Origin of the sequence: Massilia eburnea, from assembly GCF_050709955.1 — a bacterium.
GTDB classification, from domain to species: domain Bacteria; phylum Pseudomonadota; class Gammaproteobacteria; order Burkholderiales; family Burkholderiaceae_D; genus Rugamonas; species Rugamonas eburnea_A.
Genome location: NZ_JBNZFX010000015.1, coordinates 59740 through 79520 on the forward strand (window position 1 = coordinate 59740; position 19781 = coordinate 79520).

General features: G+C 62.0%; 21 protein-coding genes. 13 read left to right on the forward strand and 8 right to left on the reverse strand.

Going from position 1 to position 19781, the window contains the following annotated elements:
- Positions 1 to 3 precede the first annotated feature (3 nt).
- The 3 genes from ACQ4MM_RS09390 to ACQ4MM_RS09400 are packed head-to-tail and all read right to left on the reverse strand — an operon-like array spanning position 4 to position 2617.
- Entirely contained in the window at positions 4 to 1173 is a 1170-nt protein-coding gene (locus ACQ4MM_RS09390) for a vWA domain-containing protein (RefSeq protein WP_431477118.1), read from the reverse strand.
- Positions 1167 to 1763, reverse strand: coding sequence for a GNAT family N-acetyltransferase (locus ACQ4MM_RS09395; protein ID WP_431477119.1), 597 nt, complete (start codon positions 1761 to 1763; stop codon positions 1167 to 1169). The genes ACQ4MM_RS09390 and ACQ4MM_RS09395 overlap by 7 nt, the downstream gene beginning before the upstream one ends.
- Complete coding sequence (locus tag ACQ4MM_RS09400; RefSeq protein ID WP_431477120.1) at positions 1763 to 2617, reverse strand: AAA family ATPase; 855 nt, start codon at positions 2615 to 2617, stop codon at positions 1763 to 1765. The genes ACQ4MM_RS09395 and ACQ4MM_RS09400 overlap by 1 nt, the downstream gene beginning before the upstream one ends.
- Before the next feature lie 36 nt (positions 2618 to 2653).
- Between ACQ4MM_RS09400 and ACQ4MM_RS09405 the strand changes: the two genes are divergently transcribed.
- From ACQ4MM_RS09405 to ACQ4MM_RS09440, 8 genes are all read left to right on the forward strand, one after another.
- The gene (locus ACQ4MM_RS09405) at positions 2654 to 2878 is read left to right on the forward strand and encodes a hypothetical protein (RefSeq protein WP_431477121.1); all 225 of its coding nucleotides are present in this window, start codon (positions 2654 to 2656) and stop codon (positions 2876 to 2878) included.
- A 134-nt stretch (positions 2879 to 3012) separates the two neighbouring features.
- Positions 3013 to 5913, forward strand: a complete 2901-nt coding sequence (locus ACQ4MM_RS09410; RefSeq protein ID WP_431477122.1) for an ImpA family metalloprotease — start codon at positions 3013 to 3015, stop codon at positions 5911 to 5913.
- A gap of 179 nt (positions 5914 to 6092) precedes the next feature.
- The gene (locus ACQ4MM_RS09415) at positions 6093 to 6413 is read left to right on the forward strand and encodes a c-type cytochrome (RefSeq protein ID WP_431477123.1); all 321 of its coding nucleotides are present in this window, start codon (positions 6093 to 6095) and stop codon (positions 6411 to 6413) included.
- Between the two features lie 11 nt (positions 6414 to 6424).
- The gene (locus ACQ4MM_RS09420) at positions 6425 to 6766 is read left to right on the forward strand and encodes a c-type cytochrome (protein WP_055929177.1); all 342 of its coding nucleotides are present in this window, start codon (positions 6425 to 6427) and stop codon (positions 6764 to 6766) included.
- Between the two features lie 136 nt (positions 6767 to 6902).
- Positions 6903 to 7370 carry a (2Fe-2S)-binding protein gene (locus ACQ4MM_RS09425; protein ID WP_431477124.1) on the forward strand — a complete coding sequence of 156 codons (468 nt, stop codon included), beginning with the start codon at positions 6903 to 6905 and terminating at the stop codon, positions 7368 to 7370.
- A complete protein-coding gene (locus ACQ4MM_RS09430; RefSeq protein WP_431477125.1) occupies positions 7367 to 9532 on the forward strand; it encodes a molybdopterin cofactor-binding domain-containing protein in 2166 nt (721 codons plus the stop codon). Before ACQ4MM_RS09425 ends, ACQ4MM_RS09430 begins: the two co-directional genes overlap by 4 nt.
- A gap of 68 nt (positions 9533 to 9600) precedes the next feature.
- Positions 9601 to 10047 carry a hypothetical protein gene (locus tag ACQ4MM_RS09435; RefSeq protein WP_431477126.1) on the forward strand — a complete coding sequence of 149 codons (447 nt, stop codon included), beginning with the start codon at positions 9601 to 9603 and terminating at the stop codon, positions 10045 to 10047.
- Positions 10048 to 10137: 90 nt separating this feature from the next.
- Positions 10138 to 10383: a hypothetical protein gene (locus ACQ4MM_RS09440; RefSeq protein WP_431477127.1), complete on the forward strand. Its 246-nt coding sequence runs from the start codon at positions 10138 to 10140 to the stop codon at positions 10381 to 10383.
- On the opposite strand, the gene ACQ4MM_RS09445 is transcribed toward ACQ4MM_RS09440, so the two are convergent.
- On the reverse strand, positions 10380 to 10805 hold the full coding sequence (locus ACQ4MM_RS09445) for a DUF1841 family protein (RefSeq protein WP_055929191.1): 426 nt from the start codon (positions 10803 to 10805) through the stop codon (positions 10380 to 10382). The two genes, ACQ4MM_RS09440 and ACQ4MM_RS09445, sit on opposite strands and share 4 nt — an antisense overlap.
- Positions 10806 to 10929: 124 nt before the next feature.
- On the opposite strand from ACQ4MM_RS09445, the gene ACQ4MM_RS09450 reads away from it, so the two are divergent.
- A complete protein-coding gene (locus tag ACQ4MM_RS09450) occupies positions 10930 to 11676 on the forward strand; it encodes a hypothetical protein (protein ID WP_431477128.1) in 747 nt (248 codons plus the stop codon).
- 27 nt (positions 11677 to 11703) lie between these two features.
- Here the strand turns inward: ACQ4MM_RS09450 and ACQ4MM_RS09455 are convergent, their stop codons facing one another.
- Positions 11704 to 12309: an RNA pyrophosphohydrolase gene (locus ACQ4MM_RS09455; RefSeq protein ID WP_055929197.1), complete on the reverse strand. Its 606-nt coding sequence runs from the start codon at positions 12307 to 12309 to the stop codon at positions 11704 to 11706.
- Between the two features lie 162 nt (positions 12310 to 12471).
- Between ACQ4MM_RS09455 and ACQ4MM_RS09460 the strand changes: the two genes are divergently transcribed.
- The 4 genes from ACQ4MM_RS09460 (at position 12472) to ACQ4MM_RS09475 (ending at position 16505) form a co-directional block, all read left to right on the forward strand.
- A complete protein-coding gene (locus tag ACQ4MM_RS09460) occupies positions 12472 to 14196 on the forward strand; it encodes a proline--tRNA ligase (RefSeq protein ID WP_431477129.1) in 1725 nt (574 codons plus the stop codon).
- Positions 14197 to 14201: 5 nt separating this feature from the next.
- Entirely contained in the window at positions 14202 to 14855 is a 654-nt protein-coding gene (locus ACQ4MM_RS09465; RefSeq protein ID WP_431477130.1) for a lytic transglycosylase domain-containing protein, read from the forward strand.
- A gap of 33 nt (positions 14856 to 14888) precedes the next feature.
- Positions 14889 to 15218 carry a hypothetical protein gene (locus ACQ4MM_RS09470; protein ID WP_431477131.1) on the forward strand — a complete coding sequence of 110 codons (330 nt, stop codon included), beginning with the start codon at positions 14889 to 14891 and terminating at the stop codon, positions 15216 to 15218.
- Between the two features lie 333 nt (positions 15219 to 15551).
- Positions 15552 to 16505: a trypsin-like serine protease gene (locus ACQ4MM_RS09475; protein WP_431477132.1), complete on the forward strand. Its 954-nt coding sequence runs from the start codon at positions 15552 to 15554 to the stop codon at positions 16503 to 16505.
- On the opposite strand, the gene ACQ4MM_RS09480 is transcribed toward ACQ4MM_RS09475, so the two are convergent.
- From ACQ4MM_RS09480 to ffh, 3 genes are all read right to left on the reverse strand, one after another.
- Positions 16474 to 17631 carry an MFS transporter gene (locus ACQ4MM_RS09480; RefSeq protein ID WP_431477133.1) on the reverse strand — a complete coding sequence of 386 codons (1158 nt, stop codon included), beginning with the start codon at positions 17629 to 17631 and terminating at the stop codon, positions 16474 to 16476. The genes ACQ4MM_RS09475 and ACQ4MM_RS09480 overlap by 32 nt on opposite strands.
- A gap of 171 nt (positions 17632 to 17802) precedes the next feature.
- Positions 17803 to 18183 (reverse strand): SWIB/MDM2 domain-containing protein, encoded by a 381-nt coding sequence (locus ACQ4MM_RS09485; protein WP_431477134.1) that lies wholly within the window; start codon positions 18181 to 18183, stop codon positions 17803 to 17805.
- A 168-nt stretch (positions 18184 to 18351) separates the two neighbouring features.
- The gene (gene ffh, locus ACQ4MM_RS09490; protein WP_431477135.1) at positions 18352 to 19719 is read right to left on the reverse strand and encodes a signal recognition particle protein; all 1368 of its coding nucleotides are present in this window, start codon (positions 19717 to 19719) and stop codon (positions 18352 to 18354) included.
- Between the last annotated feature and the right edge of the window lie 62 nt (positions 19720 to 19781).

The window sequence follows — 19781 nt, forward strand, 5'->3', positions numbered from 1 at the left end:
CATTTATTTGGACAACGTTCGCATGGCGCGGTCGAGGCCTTCGATGGTGATGGGGAACATGCGGTTCTGCATGATCTGGCGGATCACGGAAATCGATTGGCGGTATTGCCACAGGCCTTCCGGCTCGGGGTTGAGCCAGATGAACTTGGGGAAGTGGGAGGTGAATCGTCCGAGCCATTCGGCGCCGGCTTCTTCGTTGTTGTATTCGACCGAGCCGCCGGGCTGCAGCACTTCGTAGGGACTCATGGTGGCGTCGCCGACGAAGATCAGTTTCGTGTCGGGCGGGTACTTGCGCAGCACGTCCCAGGTGGCGAAGCGCTCGGCATTGCGGCGGCGGTTGCTGCGCCACAGGTAGTCGTAGACGCAGTTGTGGAAGTAGTAGAACTCCATGTTCTTGAACTCGGTCTTGGCGGCCGAGAACAGTTCTTCCGCGCGTTCGATGTGGTCGTCCATCGTGCCGCCTACGTCCATCAGCATCAGGACCTTGACGTTGTTCTTGCGCTCGGGCTGCATCTTGATGTCGAGGTAGCCGGCGTTGTTGGCAGTGGCGCGGATGGTCTGCTCCAGTGCCAGTTCTTCCGCCGCGCCTTGGCGCGCGAATTTGCGCAGGCGGCGCAGGGCGACCTTGATGTTGCGCGTGCCCAGTTCGCGCTCGCCGTCGTAGTCTTTATACGTGCGCTGTTCCCACACTTTCACTGCGGTGCGGTTGCCGCCCTTGCCGCCGATGCGGATACCTTCCGGATTGGTGCCGCCGTTGCCGAATGGGGAGGTGCCGCCGCTGCCGATCCATTTGTTGCCGCCTTCGTGGCGTTCCTTCTGTTCTTTCAGCAGTTCGTTGAGGCGGTCCATCAGCTTGTCGTAGCCGAATTTTTCCAGCGCGGCGATCTGCTCGGGCGTCAGTTCGCGCTTCATGCGCTGCAGCAGCCAGTCGAGCGGGATTTCTTTGGTGGTATCGAAAACGGCGTTGATGCCTTTGAAGTACTGGCCGAAGGCGCGGTCGAACTTGTCGTAGTTGGCTTCGTCCTTCACCAGGCACAGGCGGCTCATGTAGTAGAAGTCGTCCAGCGAGGGTTCCAGTACCTGCTTTTGCATGGCTTCCAGCAGGGTCAGGAATTCCTTGATCGTGACCGGGATCTTGGCGTCTTTCAGCGTGAAGAAGAAGTCGATCAGCATGCTGCTTCCCTCCGTGCCAGCAGGTAGCGCAGCTGCGCTTTCACTTCCGGCCATTCGCCGCGCACGATGCTGTACATGACCGTGTCGCGCACGGTGCCGTCGCGCCGCACGGCGTGGTGACGGATCACGCCGTCTTTTTTGGCGCCCAGGCGTTCGATGGCGGCTTGCGAGGCGTGGTTGAAGTTATCGGTGCGGAAGCCGACCACGGCGCAGCCCAGCGTTTCGAAGGCGTGCGTCAGCAACAGCAGCTTGCAGGTGGTGTTCACATGCGTGCGCTGTACGCTGCGGCGGTACCAGGTGTAGCCGATTTCCGCGCGGTCGATGGACGGCACGATGTCGTGGTAGCTGGTGGTGCCCAGGACCTGGCCGCTGGCGGCGTCGAGCACGGCGAAAGCCAGGCGGGAAGGGCGCATTTCCAGTGCGGTGGCGATGTAGGCTTCCACGTGCTGCGGTTCCGGCACGGATGTGATGCGCAGCTTCCACAGCTCGCCGTCCTGCGCGGCTTCGCGCAGGGCGTCGGCGTGCTGCGGGCCGAGAGGCTCCAGGCGCAGGCCGTTGGCTTCCAGCGTGACCGGGGTTGGTGCGTCCATCAGCGGTTGGTCCTCGACATGAATACCAGGCGCTCGAACAGGCTCACGTCCTGCTCGTTCTTCAGCAAGGCGCCATGCAGCGGCGGGACTGCGGCTTTCTGGTCCTTGCCGCGCAGGACTTCCGGCGGAATGTCTTCGGCCATCAGGAGCTTCAGCCAGTCGAGGAATTCGCTGGTGGAAGGCTTTTTCTTCAGGCCAGGCACGTCGCGCACTTCGTAGAAGGTTTGCAGCGCGGTGGCCAGCAATTCCTGCTTCAGGTGCGGGTAGTGGACTTTCACGATGGCTTCCATCGTGTCCTTATCCGGGAATTTGATGTAGTGGAAGAAGCAGCGGCGCAGGAAGGCGTCCGGCAGCTCTTTTTCGTTATTGGAGGTGATGATCACCAGCGGACGGTGCTTGGCGCTGACCATTTCGCGCGTCTCGTAGACGTAGAACTCCATGCGGTCCAGTTCACGCAGCAGGTCGTTCGGGAATTCGATGTCGGCCTTGTCGATCTCGTCGATCAGCAGTACCACCGGTTCCGGCGCGGTGAAGGCTTGCCACAACACGCCTTTGACGATGTAGTTGTGGATGTCGCGTACGCGCTCTTCGCCCAACTGCGAGTCGCGCAGGCGCGACACGGCGTCGTACTCGTACAGGCCTTGTTGGGCCTTGGTGGTGGATTTGATGTGCCACTGCATGAGCGGCATATCGAGGGCGGCGGCGACTTCTTCCGCCAGCATGGTCTTGCCGGTGCCCGGTTCGCCTTTGATCAGCAGGGGACGCTGCAGGGTCAGGGCGGCGTTGACGGCCAGTTTCAGGTCATTGGTGGCGACGTAGTTGTCGGAGCCTTCAAAACGTTGCGGTGCTTGCATATAAAAACTTCCGGAAGAGGATATCAACGGAAGTATATGCCAGAGCCGCATCCGGAGGGAGCCGATGCAGGAAAGTTTGATGCATTTGCATTAACGTCTATTTATTTCATTGCAAGTTATTTAATTATCAATCTGAATGTCTTGAATATATCAATATTGCCGGCAGCAGGCTTTTTCGAAAATGGAGCGCAGTCTCGGGTTTTTTCTGGGGCGCAATCATCACCCATCTTCGTCAAACTTGGTTCAATTGTTGCTAAATAGTGGATCAACTTGAAAAATTACTAAAATATTGGAATCCGCCCGGAATAAACCAGGAATTTATGCGATATACTTCGCAATATTTCCATAAGGCAATCATTTATTTGACTGCTGATATTCCGTAAAAAAGGTTGGGCGTGAAAAAGAACTTTCTCCATTTGATCCCTGTGGCCGGTCTGTACCTGCTTCTTGCCGGTTGTGGCGGCGGCTCCACTGAGGGCAGTAATTCATCCGGCAGTGCCGGCCCTACGGTCGGCCAGCCTTCGGCTCCGGGCGGCCAGCCTGGCACTCCGCCGGGCGGCCAGACGGGGGCGCAGACCGGCGTCAGCGCCGCGCTGGCGGCGGGCGATGCCCAATACGCCAGCACCGAGGAAGTCATGCAAGCGGCGCTGGCACTGATATCGGGCCAGTCGGCCAAGTACGGTGAAGTCAAGCAGGCACTTTTCAAGCTCAACCCCGACGGCACCCGCAGCAGTTCCAGTGTCGGCCTGATCGACTGGGACCCAAGCTGGGATTCCTCGACCTTCGGCGTGAAGGACAGCTCGCGCAACCACGTCATCCTGCCGTCCAACTGGAACTACGGCAGCAAGTCGGGTGGCAGCAACGCGACCCTGGCGGTTGCGGGCTATTCATTGGATGGCAAGGCGCGCTATTCCGCATTTGGCGGCAATCCGCTGGGCGTACCGGGCAATGCAAACATGGACCAGTTTATGGTCAATGTCGTGTCCTGGCTGACTGCGCGTACCGAGCTGGCCAACCTGAAAGTCGTTACCGCCCATCTTCCCGGCACTGAAACCTACTGGTTCCCGCATGAGAAAAAAGTGCGCGACTGGTTCTTTGCCAAATCGCCCACGGCCACCGTGAATGGCCTGGCGGCTGGCGCAACACAAAAAGACAATGTGTGCGATGGCGCGGCGCTGGCCGGCTGCCTGCAAAACGCTGACCTGCTGGTGATTGGCCGCGAGCAGGGGCCGGGCGCTTACGACGGCGCGGCTGTCATGCAAGCGGTGAGCGATGCCCAGAAGCGCGGCATTCCAGTGCTGTACCTGCACCACTATCGCGACAACGACGACCTGTCGGCCCGCATGCTGAATTACTTCGGCCTCAGCCAGCAAACCAACTACTGGGCGCGCCAGGGCCTGTTGTCTTTCGATCCTGCGGCCTTGCCTGCTGTTTCGCCGCAGCTGTCGAAATTCCAGGCGCTGCTCAATCGCCTGAACCAGAACAGCTTCAGCACGAGCTGGAGCGGATGCAGCACGAGTGGCCGCATCGACTGCTCGGGCGATACCGCTTACATGACCGAATTCGGCAATCCGGTAGGCGATGTGCAGGAGACGGTCCAGAGCCTGGATGACCCGGATGCCCCGCTGTTTGCACAAGCCGGCTACCAGATGGAGAAGCTGCTGGTCCTGCTGGGCGACAAGTACCGCGCGGCCCTGTCGTACCCGATGACCAAGACTGGCAACCGCCAGGACTTCTTCCGTGGCCTGTTCTCCGATATGACGGTGATGAACAACCGCAGTTTCACCACCGTGGCGAAAAACCTGGGCAACTTCTCGGACATGTTCCCGGTTGGTACCCCGACCATTTCCAGCACTGTCACGACCGGCCTGCCGGCTACCGGCAGCAAGCAATATATGACGGGCCTGTACGTCATGCCCGGCACCAAAGTGACGCTGACCCGAACCGACGGTGGCAGCAACACGGTACGCTTCGGCGTGAATATGCTGCGGGACACCACCCGCATCTTCAACACCTACGACCGTCCATCGCAAATCAGCTCGCAACGCTTCGCGCTGCAAGCGAACAAGCCGGTGACGATCACCAGCCCGTACGGCGGCCCGTTGACCCTGTTCATCGACGCACCGAAGGCTGGCGAGCAGTCGGTCAGCGTGAAGGTGGACGGCGTGATCACGCATCCTATCCTGCGCGACGCCTACGACGCGGTACAAGTGGCGAACTTCCGGGATGCCGTCAACACCACACCAACCAATTGGATCGCCTTTGCCACCGATACCCTGACCGTACAGTCGCAGAAGGACAAGTTCAAGCAGACCATCGCCAACTACCAGGGCAATATGTCGCGACTGGCGGACTACACCTTCAAGTACACCATCAAGGATACCTACGAGCTGGCCGGCTTCAATGCTTCGAGCGGCTTCCTTAGCCTGGCGCCAAGCGCCAAGTCCAAGTGCGACAGCCTGGGTTGGGATTGCACCGGCGCGCAGCACCGCCGCGACACCATGCAGAACGTGATCGTTGATGCGCATGCGGCGTGCGGCAACGGCTGTTCCGGCAACCCTTACGACCAGGATTGGCCGTTCAATCCGCTTGGCTGGGGCGAGTCGCACGAGATTGGCCACAATCTCCAGGTTGGCCGGATGAAGATCTACGATGACCGGTCGACTGAGGTGTCGAACAACATCTTCCCGACACATAAGATGATCAAGTTCAATCAGTCGCCGGCCGGCCAGGCTGCACCGCTCAAGGCGCGTACGAATACCGGCTCCGCAGTCTTCACCTCCATGACGACGGCGCTGGCTGCGACCGACCCGGTCAATGCCATGTACAAGAGCACCTGGTCCGATGCGAGCTACGCGGCGAACAATTCGGCACGCATCATGTTCTATCGCCAGCTGGTGGAATACGCGCACTACTACAACAGCAGCTACGTCGACGGCTGGGAGTTGTTTACCCTGCAGTACCTGTTGGACCGCAATATGAGCTCTAATTCGGACAAATGGGCCAGCGTGGCGGCCAGCTATGGCTTTGGCACCTACACCAGCTACCCATCCGATATGAATGGCAACGACTTCATGCTGATCTCGAGTTCCTTCCTGATTGGCCGTGACATGCGTCCGATGTTCAAGCTGTGGGGTATTACAGTCAGTGCCGGTGCAGAAGCCCAGGTGGCGGCCTACAACTTGCCGGCGGCGGCGCAACTGTTCTTCCCGATGAATGACCTGGTCAGCTCGGGCAGCGGGGTCGGGCAGCCGGTCGCCATGAGCGCGACTGCCAGCTATCCGGCCGGCTATTGAGGTTCAGCCGGGGCTTGCTGTAATGGCAAGCCTCGGCAAACCACAGTTTCATACTGTTGCTTGTTCCATCTTATGGACGATTGGCCAACTCCTAAGGTAAAATCGCAGGTTGAGGGCGCAAAGGAGCGGTTTTGTTGCGCAATGCAGTGTCCGATTTCAACTGATTAAAGCCCACACCTATGAAAAAAATCTTCGCACTCCTCGCGCTGACCGCCGTTGCGCAGGCAGCCGTAGCCGCGGACATCGTCGGCGACGCCAAGAACGCAAAAGGCAAGATCGAGATGTGCATCGGTTGCCATGCAATTCCAGGCTACAAAGCGACTTTCCCCGAAGTTTTCCAGGTGCCGATGATCGGCGGCCAATCTGCCAAATACATTGAAAACGCGCTCAAGGGCTACCAGAAGGGTGAGCGTAAGCACCCGAGCATGAAGGGTATCGCTGCCAGCCTGTCCGACCAGGACATCGCCGACATCGCCGCGTTCTACTCCCAGCAGAAATAAGGCCCTGAACCATGAAAAAACTGATTATTGCTCTGTTCTGCTCCGCAGTCTCGTTCAGCGCCCTGGCTGGCGGCAACATCGAAAATGGCAAGGCCCTGACTGAGAAATACAGCTGCGCTGCCTGCCACGGCAAGGACTACAATTCGCCGATCGACCCGAGCTATCCAAAGCTGGCCGGCCAGCACAAGGACTACCTGCAGCACGCGCTGACCGCTTACAAGCGCGGCGATGCACCGAATGGCCGCTCCAACGCGATCATGACCGGCCAGGTCAAGCCGCTGACCAACAAGGACATCCAGGATATCGCCGCTTACCTGCACTCGCTGCCAGGTTCGCTGGTCCTGAAGCGCTGATCCAGCGCTGCTGGAAGAGAAGCCCGCCAAGTGCGGGCTTTTTTCATTTTTAAACCTCGGTTGGCGGCTTTCGTCACACCGCCGCTCCACGCACCTGGGCCGCTGTTAAGCTTTCTCCAACTTTTTGGGGGAGACCATGGCTTACAAACTCAATATCAACGGCGCGGCCCGGACGGCCGACGTCGAGGGCGACACGCCGCTGCTGTGGGTGCTGCGCGATACGCTGGGGCTGACCGGTACCAAGTACGGTTGCGGCGCCGGCGCTTGCGGGGCCTGCACCGTGCACATCGACGGCCAGGTGGTGCGCAGTTGCGTGATGCCGGTCAGCGCGGTCGGCAAAGGCAAGGTGCGTACCATCGAGGCGCTGTCGCCGGACCGTTCGCACGCGCTGCAGCAGGCCTGGATCGCGGAGCAAGTGCCGCAGTGCGGTTACTGCCAGTCGGGCATGCTGATGGCGGCGGCGGCATTGCTCAAAACCCATCCCAAGCCGACCGATGCGCAGATCGAACAGGCTATGACGAACCTGTGCCGCTGCGGCACGTATCCACGCGTGCGGCGCGCGATCAGGCGTGCGGCGGGCATGAAGCTGGAGGAGGTGGCATGAGCAATCGTCGCGATTTCCTGAAGTCGCTGGCCGCCGGCGGCCTGCTGGTGGCGGTCGGCCCGCGCATCGTTGCCGCGGCAGCCGATGCGCCAGCGCCGGCAGCGGTGGCGCCGCCGCCGGGCTGGGTGCGCATTGCGCCGGATGGCAGCGTCACCATCCTCTCCAATACCAGTGAGATCGGGCAGGGCACAGGCACTGCCATCGCGCAGTTGCTGGCCGATGAAATGGACCTGGACTGGAAAACCGTACGCATCGAGATGGCACCGGTCGAGAAGCAGTTCATCAACCCTGGCTGGGGTGAATACGCCACCTATGGTAGTGGCGGCGTGGCGCGTCAGTTCCCGCAACTGCGCAAGGCTGGCGCCCAGGCGCGTGCGATGCTGGTAGGGGCTGCGGCGGCGGAGTGGAAAGTCGCGCCGGCCGAATGCGATACCCAGCCCGGCGCCGTATTGCATAAGCCGAGCGGCCGCAAGCTGCCGTACGCGAAACTGGTGCAACAGGCCGCCCTGCAGCCGGTGCCGGCCGATCCACCGCTGATGCCGAAGGAACGCTGGCGCCATATGGGAAAGGACGTGGCACGCCTCGACCTGCCGGCCAAGACCGATGGCAGCGCACTGTACGGCATCGACGTGAAAGTGCCCGGCATGCTGCATGCCGCGATCCTGCAGTGTCCGCACTTCGGCGGCAAGCTGGCGGCGCTCGATGCGCAGCCGGCGCTGGCCAGGCGTGGCGTGAAAAAAGTGGTGCGCCTGCCGGATGCCGTGGCGGTGGTAGCCGACAGTTGCTGGCGCGCGCAGCAGGCGCTCAATGTGCTCAAGCCGGAATGGGATCTTGCCGCCGCCAGCAAGCAATCCAGCGCGCCTTACCGCGACATGCTGCGCGAGGCAGTGCAAAAAGAGGGTGACCTGGTGGTGCCGAGTAATCGCAAGGCCGAAGACATCATGGCCGCACATGATGCCGGAGCGGTCAAGGCCAGGGCCTGGCTTGAGCGCACTTACACGGTGCCGCTGCTGGCCCACGCCACGATGGAGCCGATGAACGGCACCGCCAGCGTCAAGGATGGCAAGGCGGAGCTGTGGCTGCCGACGCAGGCGCAGGACACCGCCCGCACCTACGTCAGCAAGGCGCTGGGCATCGCGCCGGAAGCCGTCACCATCCACACCACGCTGAGCGGTGGCGGTTTCGGGCGCCGCATCGAGGCCGATTTTGCAGTGCAGGCGGCGCTGATTGCGCGCGACGCCGGCGTGCCGGTCAAGCTGCTGTGGAGCCGTGAAGAAGACATGCGCCATGGCTACCACCGTCCGGCAGCCGTCTTGCGCCTGCGCGCCGGCTTCGATGCCGCAGGCGCCGTGACGGCCATGCGCCTGGACAGCGCAAGCGACACCCTGTTCAGCTACTCGCGCTTCGGCGCGGACAAGGAGTACGCCAAGCCGTTCGACCGCAGCGCGGTTGGCGTGCTGCTTACCCGCTACTATGGACTGCCTGGCTTCGTCCACCGCACCAATACCGTCGATGCCGGCGTACCGCTTGGCTACTGGCGCTCGGTCGCGGCGTCGCAGAACATCTTTGCCAGCGAATCCTTCATGGACGAACTGGCCCTGCGTGCCAACCAGGATCCGCTCGACTACCGGCGCAGCCTGATGAAACCGGGCAGCCGCGAACGCGCCGTGCTGGACCAGCTGGAGGCGCGTTCCGGCTGGCGCGGCGAGCTGCCGGCCGGGCGCCACCGCGGCATGGCCTTCACCTGGGCCAACGGCACGTATATCGGCCAGGTGGTCGAGCTGTCGGTCGATGCGGAGTCGCGCGTCAAGCTGCACCGGGTCACCACGGTGCTCGATTGCGGCATCACGGTCAATCCGCGCAATGTGCGCGGACAGATGGAGGGCGGCATCATCTTCGCTTTGACGGCAGCCTTCTACGGCGAAATCACGGTCAAGGATGGCGCGGTGGAGCAGTCCAACTTCACCGACTACAAGCTGCTGTCGCTGGCCGAAACACCGGCGATCGAGGTGGCCATTATCGACAGCAATGAGGCGCCCGGCGGTGTCGGCGAGGAGGCGGTCGGCCCCCTGGCGCCGGCGTTGGCCAATGCCTTGTTTGGCGCGACCGGCAAACGCTACACCGATTTGCCCTTGATCAAAGCGGGACTGCGGCTGCAATGATTGGATAGTTTCTATATGGCATCCATGGTCTATGCTGGAGTAAGTGTAGATGCCTGGAGGGAATTAATATGGAAACTTCGACAATCTATGTCAGCCATTCGCTGCCGCCGCGGGGCTTGCAGCGGCGTGTCGACAAGGCACTGGGCCGGGTCGGCGGCTTGCCGGCCAGCGTGCGCCGGGCCAGCCAGCATATGGTGGCGATCGAGCTGCGCGATGACGCTTTCTGCTGGCCGTGCGTGCTGCAGCGGGTCGGCAGCCGCGCCGCGTTGGCGGCGCTTGCGCTGCGGCTGGCTTCCGCGTTTGGCTCCAGCCACGCCATCGTCGCGCCGCGTGGCGGCCCCGGCGCCGGGGCTGCGTGGGACGATTTTGCAGCCGACGCGACGCTGCCGGAAATGCTGGCGCACCTGGAAGTGTGTGCCGGTTCCTGTATCCATCTGCTGTCGGATGGCCACCTGGCCGCGACGCCCGATGCGCGCCTGGCGGGCGGCTATTGCGTGTTCCGGAGCCCGGCATAAATATTTGGCGTTTCGCGATTTTTGGATAGTTTCCCGTTAGAACTATTGGTCTATGATGACCGTATCCTGACATCGCGGAGGTGCCGAGAAATGGTGTACTTGCTTACTGCATTGCTGGCCGGTGTGGCAGTGCTGATGCTGTGCCTGATCGCCCGGCTGGGACGCAAATCGCAAGCCTTGCTGGCGGCTACGCTGCCATGGCTGATCAATGTCGGACCCGCGCTGGCCGTGGGGTCCGATCACCTGGTGCGCGCTGTGATTTTCGCGGCGGTCGCCAGCCCGCTGGTATTCGCCCTGATCTGGCGCATGCCCATCGTCCGAGTGGACGAAGTTTAAATCCGGCGCTTGACCGCTTCCACGTAGGCGGCGCCGTCCGGCGGCACGCCGCGGCGCTGCGAATTCCAGATCATCTCGCCCAGGCATTCCATGATTTCGTGGTGCGCAGCGTGCTCGGTGCCAAGCTTGCGCGCCAGGCCGACGAAGGCTTCGCGGATGCCGCGCGGCTGGTCGATCGACAGCTGCTCGGTGATCGACAGGTGCATCGACAGGTGCAGGAAGGGGTTGGCCTCGCTGCCATCCACCGAGTAGTCGCGCGCAATCGCGGCCTCCACATCTTTCAGCTGGTCGTGGTATTCAGGGTGCGCCATGATCCAGTCGCGGGCGATCAGCTCGATCGGATCCATGATTTCGTTGGCGTTGGCTTTGCGGTAGACGTCGCAGAAGAAGCGGCGAACGTCGTGGGAAGACGGGGTAAACATCCCGCCATTGTACCTTGCGGCGTGAAGGTGTACCCTGCGGCTCCTTGTTGCTGTCCTTTTGATAATGCCAGGCTTTTTACCTTTTCATTTTGTCGAACAAGCGCTGCACGAAGGCGCGCCCAGGGTGCCGGCCGCCATTGTGCTGCCGCTGAAGGTCGATGGCACCGACTGCTACGCGCAGCTCGACACCGGCGCGCCCGGCGCTGTCATCTGGCACAGCAAAGGAAAAGGGGATGCCCCGCGCAAGGAGGTGACGATCGAGCTGGCCGGAGTGCGCCGCACCGCCAGCGCGGATGCCGCCAACCTGGCCTTGCTGGAGCAGGGGCGCTGCAGCACGGATTTGATTGCCACAATCGGCAATGAGTTCTTCGAGCAGGGCACGCTGGAACTAGACCTGGCTGGCGCACGCTATCGCTGGCAGCAGGGCGCCGGACTGGAAGGCGCACCAGACGCGCAAGCCATGCGTTACGTGCGCTGGGGCGGGCCGGGCGGCCATCCGCTGGTAACGGTACGCGTGGCAGGCGGGGCGCCGCAAGCGGCGCTGCTCGATACCGGGTCGGCAGCCTTCGGCATCAATGGCCATTCGGCGCAGGCCTGGGCCGGGCTGACCGGGGGCGCAGCCCTACTGGACGAGCAGCGTTTCTCGGCCAACTCCTGGGGCAAGCAAATGCCTTGCGTGATGGGGACGGTGCCGCGTGCGCTGGAGATTGGCGAGAGCCTCAAGCTGCCAAGCTTCCTGGCGGCTTACTGTGAAGGACTGGGCTTCAAGCCGGACGAGCCTTTGGCAGGCGTGGTGGGCTTGCACCATTTGATGGGGAAACTGCTGGTGATCGACTATGTATCGCAGCGCTGGGCCTTGCGCCAGCCGTAAAAAAAGCCGCCCTTGCGGGCAGCTTCTTTATTCCTTGGTCACCAGTTCCGTATCAGGCGGCGTCACCACAGGCTGCTGCGGCTTGTCGCCGCTGCGCTGTCCACGCTGGCCGTGCGGCTGGCGCAGGTAGCGCGACGAATGGCGGCGGTCGCCATGCGCGGGCCAAGTCAGGAAACGCGATAGCTCCTGCAAGGCGCGCTGGTAGACTTCGCGCTTGAATTCGATCACCACGTCCAGCGGAACCCAGTAGTCGTGCCAGCGCCAGGCGTCGAATTCGGGATGGTCGGTCAAACGCAGGTTCACGTCGTTGTCGCGCGCACACATGCGCAACAGGAACCAGATCTGCTTTTGGCCACGGTAATGGCCGCGGATTTCCCGCTTGATAAAGTGATCGGGCACCTCATAGCGCAACCAGTCGCGCGTGCGGCCGATTATCTTGACGTGCTCCGGACGCAGTCCGATTTCCTCTTCGAGCTCGCGATACATTGCTTGCTCCGGCGTTTCACCATACTTGATCCCGCCCTGCGGGAACTGCCACGAGTGCTCGCGCACCCGTTTGCCCCACCACACCTCGTTATGCGAGTTGAGCAGGATGATGCCGACGTTGGGGCGAAACCCTTCACGATCGAGCATATTGCACCTCAAACTTTCCGTGGCCGAGGCGTCCTCTTATATTTTTGACTACAAATCCAACTGCAATAGCGCTCTTTGTATAAAGTTTGGACGCATCGGGCCAGCTAATCCTTTAAAATTAGGTTGATTATAACTCTCTCTTTTTAAAAAGAATTCACCGATATGCGTGCATCTCGTTTTTTTATTTCAACCCTCAAGGAAGCTCCATCTGACGCGGAAATCGTCAGTCACCAGTTGATGATGCGCGCGGGCATGATCAAACGCCTCGGTTCCGGCATTTATACCTATATGCCGATGGGCTTGAAAGTGATTCGAAAAGTCGAGGCTATCGTTCGCGAAGAAATGAATAATGCCGGCGCCATTGAGCTGCTGATGCCTCTGGTACAGCCGGCCGAACTGTGGCAGGAAACCGGCCGTTGGGACAAGATGGGTCCAGAGCTGCTGCGCGTCAAAGACCGCCATGGCCGCGACTTCGCGATCCAGCCGACTTCCGAAGAAGTGATCACCGACGTGGTGCGTAGCGAGATCAAATCCTACCGCCAGATTCCGTTGAATTTTTACCACATCCAGACCAAGTTCCGCGACGAGCGCCGCCCGCGCTTCGGCCTGATGCGCGGCCGTGAGTTCACCATGAAGGATGCCTACTCCTTCGACCGCGACCAGGAAGGCATGCAGAAGTCGTACCAGATCATGTTCGACGCCTACACCCGCATCTTCACCCGCTTCGGCCTGAAGTTCCGCGCTGTGGCGGCCGACAACGGCGCCATCGGCGGCACCGGTTCGCACGAATTCCACGTGATCGCCTCCACCGGTGAAGACGCGCTGGTGTACTGCCCGACTTCCGACTACGCGGCCAATATGGAAGCGGCGGAAGCGGTTGCCACCGGCGCCCGCGCCGCTGCCGGCGCAGCGCTGGCCAAGACTTCGACCCCGAAGGCGGCCAAGTGCGAAGACGTGGCCAAGCTGCTGGGCATCGACCTGAAACAGACCGTCAAGACCATCGCCCTGACTTCGGAAAAAGAAGACGGCAGCAAGCAGCACTTCATGCTTCTGCTGCGCGGCGACCATGAGCTGAATGAGATCAAGGCCAGCAAGGTGCCGGGCCTGGCGCAGAACCGCTTCTCGACCGAAGCCGAAATCCTGGAAGTCTACGGCTGCAAGCCTGGCTACCTGGGCCCGATCGGCACCAAGGGTGCGGTGACCGTGGTGGCTGACCGTACCGTGGCGCTGATGGCGGACTTCGTGACCGGCGCCAATGAAGTGGATTACCACTTCACCGGTGCCAACTGGGGCCGCGACGTGGCGGAGCCTGCACTGGTGGCCGACCTGCGCAACGTGGTCGAAGGCGATGCATCGCCGGACGGCAAGGGCGTGCTGGCAATCGAGCGCGGGATTGAAGTTGGCCACGTGTTCCAGCTCGGCACCGCTTACTCCGAATCGATGCAGGCCACCTTCCTGGACGAAAACCAGAAGCCGGCCCCGCTGCAAATGGGCTGCTACGGCATTGGCATCACCCGCATCCTGGGCGCCGCCATCGAGCAGAATTTCGACGACAAGGGCATCATCTGGCCGACCTCCCTGGCCCCGTTCGAACTGGTGCTGTGCCCAATGGGCATGGACCGCTCGGAGCTGGTGAAGGCCGAGACCGAGAAGCTATACAACGCTGCCCTGGAAGCCGGCATCGACGTCATCCTGGATGACCGCGGCCAGCGTCCTGGCGCCATGTTTGCCGACTGGGAGCTGATCGGCGTGCCGCACCGCGTGGTGATCGGCGAGCGTGGCCTGAAAGAAGGTAACCTGGAATACCAGGGCCGTCGCGATACCGAAGCGACTGCCGTCCCGGTGGCCGATGCCCTGGCCTTCATCAAGGGCAAAATCCAGAAGTGATCGCCATGGCTTGGCGATCACCAAAGCAGGGACGTGAACGGCGCCGCTGGTGGGCGCGTCCTTTGCGCTGGTGGCATACGCTGGCATTCGCCAGCGGCGTGCTGTGCGCGCCGCTCGGCTTTGCCGGCAACCAGAAGGAGGAAGCGCTGGCCGACGGCGTGCGGGTGGCGCTGTCCAACGCCATCATGGACGCGCGGCCGCCCAAGCCGGTGTTCCTCACGCCGACCGACCGTGCACAGTACGACCAGTGGTATGCCGCCATGTCGGACCGCCTGAAGCGCAAGCTGTCGGACGAGTTCACGCGCCGTGAATTCCTCGAAACCGCCTGGTACGAGGCGCGCCGCGCCGGCCTAGACCCGGGCCTGGTGCTGGGATTGATCCAGGTCGAATCGGCGTACCGCAAATATGCGGTGTCGATTGTCGGCGCACGCGGCTATATGCAGGTGATGCCGTTCTGGACCAATGTGATCGGCGACCGCGACCGCGCCAAACTGTTCAATATGCAGACCAACCTGCGCTATGGCTGTTCGATCCTGCGCATGTATATCGACATGGAGCAGGGCAACCTCTACCTCGCCCTCGGCCGCTACAACGGTAGCCGTGGCCGCCCCGAGTATCCCAACGCGGTGCTCTCGGCGTGGAACAAATGGAAGCTTTGAAGCGAAATGATTATGCATTTTAGGAAGTGTGCGTTGATCCTGGCCAGCCTGGCCTTTGCACTCAATGCGTCGGCCGCGCCGGTCGAGCTGGTAAAGGGCAAGCTGGTGGGCGGTGGCGGCAGTGATGATGTATCGGTGACCATCCTCTCCGAGCAGGGCAAGAAGATCGAGGCCTATTGCGTCGGCAAGTGCGGCGACTGGTTCGTCGACGCGGGTGAAGGCGAGTCCGTCAAGCTGAACCCCAAGCTGAAAGGCAAGCCTGTCAGCGCCACCATCGCAACCGAGCGCAATGCCGGCCGCATCGCCGGACCGGATGACAACGAGCGCTTCCAGTTCATCAAGAGCATCACGCTGGGCCGATAAGCTCAATTCTTGAACTATCTAAAATTGTATTAATGTGTCGACAATTTTTACATTTGTTCAATTTTAGACATCGGTAAAAACCCTAAGTAACTGAAAGAAAAGATACTTTTCTTTTTGGCATGATTCCTGCTTGGAAATGTTGTAGTAGTTAAACATAACCTTCGAGGGAGAATGTAATTTTGGGTAATTCCGTAATCAAGAAGCTGTTGGGCGTTGTTCTGGCGATCGGCGCCATCGGGACCGCATCGGCGAATCCGGCCGGCAACCTGACCGGGCCGATGACGCCGCTGATCACCTCGGGCGCCGCACCGGATTCGCCTGGCGCGCGCGTCGATGCTAACGTCGCTTCGTCGCGTTTCTCCCGGCGTGGTCAGCCTGGCCATCCAGTACGACGGCCTGCAGTACATCTGCTCCGGCACCCTGGTGGGCAAGCGCCAGGTGGTGACCGCCGGTCACTGCGTCGATACCAACGGCAATGGCGCCCTGATCGACCTGAAGAAGCCTGGCAATAACGTGCTGGCCGTCTTCAACGCGACCGACTCCGGCGCCGGCCGCAGCGTGATCGCCGCTTCCAAGGTGTCGATGCATGCGGACTACGCCGGTTTCGGCCACTGCCCGGCCGGCGTGAGCGGCTTCTGCACCAACGACGACGTGGCCGTGGTGACCCTGGGCCAGGATGCGCCTAAAGAAGCCAAGATCTACAAGATCGCCTCCACCGAACTGCTGGCAGGCACCCGCATCATCATGGCCGGTTACGGCACTTCCGGCGACGGCATCAACGGCTACACCATCAGCCCGGCCTACCGCGTCAAGCGCAGCGGCGAAAACTATGTCGACGCGTTCACTGGCGACGACGAACATAACCGCACCGGCCGCAATGAAATCTGGTACGCCGACTTTGATGGCAACGGCCACGACACCTTCTGCGAATGGGGTGTTGCCTGCTCCCCGGCCCTGCCAAACGACCGTGAAGCCGGTATCGGCGGCGGCGACTCGGGCGGTCCTTCGTTCGTTGAGATGTACGGCGAGCTGATGTTGATCGCGACCAACACCTTCGGCAACGCGAACGGCCTGACGGCTGGTACCTTCGGCACCTACTTTGGCGGCATGGTCCTGCATAGCTACCTGGACTACATCGCTGAAGCCACCGGCGGCAGGCGCGCAGTTCGTTCCGGAGCCGGCATCGGTTGCCGTGTTCGGCCTGGGCCTGCTGGCGCTGGCCGGCGCCCGCCGCCGCAAGCAGGCGAAGTGATGCCTACCTGGGCAGCAGCAGCGCGCTGGCACTGACCATCGCGAACAGCAGGCCGCCCAGCGGCAGCAAGCCGTAATGCAGGAAGGGCGCCACCAGTTGCGTGGCGCCTGCAACGCAGGCAAAGGCCAGGAACATCAACAGTCCCGCGCCTTTGCCGGCATCGTCTCCGGCCGCATGCAGCGCGCCGCCCATGGTGGCAGGACCGCGCAGGCCCAGCCCGCCGCAAAACAGCGCCGCCAGCATCGCCAGCACCACCAGGCCGCGTATGCCGGTCATTTCCGCCAGCGCCATTCCCATCAAGCCAGCACCCGCCACGCATTGCAGCAGCGTCCCGGTGCGCACCAGCCATTTCTGGCCGAGCTGTTGCACCATCCGCACCGCAACGGAGGCGCCGGCCATGAAGGCCAGCACGCCGCAAATCTGCAGGATGGCAAACGCTTCGATCCCGAGGCCGAGGGCATGCGTGACCAGTACCGGAGCACTGGCCACGTACATCAGCAAGGCGCCGAACATGACGGCATAGCTCAAGGCGTAGCGCAGGTAGCGGCGGTTGCGCAGCAGCGGTGCATAGCCGCGCCGCGCGGGCGGCACTGCGGCAGGCAGTTGCGCGGCGCGGCCGACGATGCGCGCGACCAGCGGCAGCAGCAGCAGCGACATGACGGCGATCAGCCAGAATGTGGTGCGCCAGTCGGCGTACAGCACGATGGCGGCGCCGGCTACCGGCCCCAGTGCGGGTATGGTGGATTCGGCCATGGCAACCATGGCCAGCGCCTTGACGGCATCGGCTTCATTGAAGCGCCGCCGTATCAGGGCGGGCACGGCCACCGTTGCAGCGCCTGCGCCCAGGCCTTGCAGCAGACGTCCGGCCAGCATCCAGTCGATCGAGGGCGCCATGGCGCAAACCAGGCTGCCGCCGCCAAGCAGGGCGGTGCCGGCCATGATGGTGTGGCGGTCGCCGAAATGGTCGGCCGCCCAGCCCCAGGCCAGTTGCGACAGGGCCAGTGCCGCCATGAACAGGGCCATGGTCGCCTGCGCCGATGGAATGGAGGCGCCGAGCTCCGCCGCCATCACGGGAATCGCCGGCAGGTACAGGTCCGAGGCCAGCAGGCCCAGGGCTGTCAGGCTGGCGAGGGGTATGGCAAGGCGGTGCAGTGCTGGCATGGCCGATGGCTAAGCCGTGGCGGCGGAGCGCCCGGCCAGCAGTTCCCGCGGCGCGTGAGCCAGGGCGGCGGGCAGGGGCAGGGTGAGGTGAAGGCGTGTATGCATAAAAAATAAAAGCCCCGAGCGCGTGGCGTCGGGGCTCCTCGAATGGCTGCAACAGCCAGAAGCAGCTTATTTCAGGTGGTCGGAAATCAGCTTGGTCATTTCAAACATGGAAACCTGGGCCTTGCCGCCGAAGACAGCTTTCAGCTTGTCGTCCGCATTGATCATGCGGCGGTTGGCGGCGTCCTGCAGGTTCAGTTTCTTGATGTAGTCCCAGACTTTCTTGGTCACTTCGGTGCGCGGCAGCGGTGCGGAACCGACTACGGCGGACAGTGCGCTCGATGGTGTCATCGCCTTCATGAAGGCTGCGTTAGGCTTACGTGCGGCTGGTGCTGCTGCTGCTTTCTTTGCTGCTGGCTTGGCTGCTGCCTTTGCCGGCGCAGCTTTTTTTGCTGCTGGCTTGGCGGCGGCTTTCTTTGCTGCTGGTGCTGCTTTCTTGGCTGTTGCCATATTCGAGCCTCCTTAACAAACAAATGGAAAATTGCGCAATACTATCGCACGGCTAATATTGGCGGGGGTTTGCAGCTTGTGCAAGTGTTTTTGTGGGTTTTTTAGGGGAAACAAGACGTAAACACAAAAAAAGCCGCCCGAAGGCGGCTTTTAGGGGGCTGGCGGGGCTTAGCGCATGCCCGGCATCATGCCCTTCATCGAGCGCATCATCTTCATCATGCCGCCGCCGGACAACTTCTTCATCATGGTCTGCATCTGTTCGAACTGGGTCAGCATGCGGTTTACTTCCTGCACCTGGACGCCGGCGCCGGCCGCGATACGGCGCTTGCGGGCCGCCTTGATCAGTTCCGGCTTGGCGCGTTCCTGCGGCGTCATCGAGTCGATGATGCCGACCATGCGGCGCACCTGCTTCTCCGCCTGGCCCATGTTGGCGCCGGCTGCCGCTTGCTGGAACTGGGCCGGCAGCTTGTCGAGCAGGCCGCTCATGCCGCCCATTTTCTTCATCTGCGCCAGTTGGGCCTTGAAGTCGTTCATATCGAACTTGCCGCCCGACTTGACCTTGGCTGCCAGCTCGGCAGCCGCCTTGGTGTCGACGTTCTTCTGCGCTTCCTCGACCAGGGCCAGGATGTCGCCCATGCCCAGGATGCGGTTGGCCATGCGCTGCGGATCGAACGCTTCCAGGCCGTCCAGCTTCTCCGACACGCCGGCAAATTTGATCGGCTTGCCGGTAATGTGACGCACCGACAGCGCCGCACCGCCGCGCGAGTCGCCATCGAGCTTGGTCAGCACCACGCCGGTCAGCGGCAGCGCGTCGTTGAAGGCCTTGGCGGTATTGATCGCGTCCTGGCCCAGCATGGCGTCGACCACGAACAGGGTTTCGATCGGCTTGACCGCGCCGTGCACGGCGGCGATCTCTTTCATCATCTCTTCGTCGATACCGAGGCGGCCGGCGGTGTCGATGATCAGCACTTCATGGTGGTGCTTCTTGGCCCAGTCCAGCGCGGCCAGGGCAATGTCGACCGGCTTGTCCTGCGCGGTGGAGGGGAAGAAGTCGGCGCCGACCTGGCTGGTCACCGATTGCAACTGGGCGATCGCGGCCGGACGATACACGTCGGCCGATACGGTCAGCACTTTCTTCTTCTTTTGTTCTTTCAGGTACTTGGCCAGCTTGCCGACGGTGGTGGTCTTACCCACACCCTGCAAGCCGGCCATCAGGATGATGGCGGGCGGCTGCTGGGCGAAGGACAGCTGCGACGCTTCCGGGCCCAGGTCCGCGCCCATCAGGGCGCCCAGTTCGCGCTGCACCACGCCGACCAGGGCCTGGCCCGGGGTCAGCGAGGAAATCACCTCTTCGCCGAGGGCTTTTTCCTTGACCTTGGCGATGAATTCGCGCACGGCCGGCAGGGCGACGTCGGCCTCCAGCAGCGCCATGCGCACTTCGCGCAGCATTTCGGCGGTGTTGGCTTCGGTCAGGCGGGCCTCGCCGCGCATCGTCTTGACGACTTTGGCAAGGCGCGTAGTCAGGTTGTCTAGCATTGGTGGCCTACTAATAATAAAGAGCGCTGCGATCAGCGGAAAATCCCGCCATTCTACCTTAG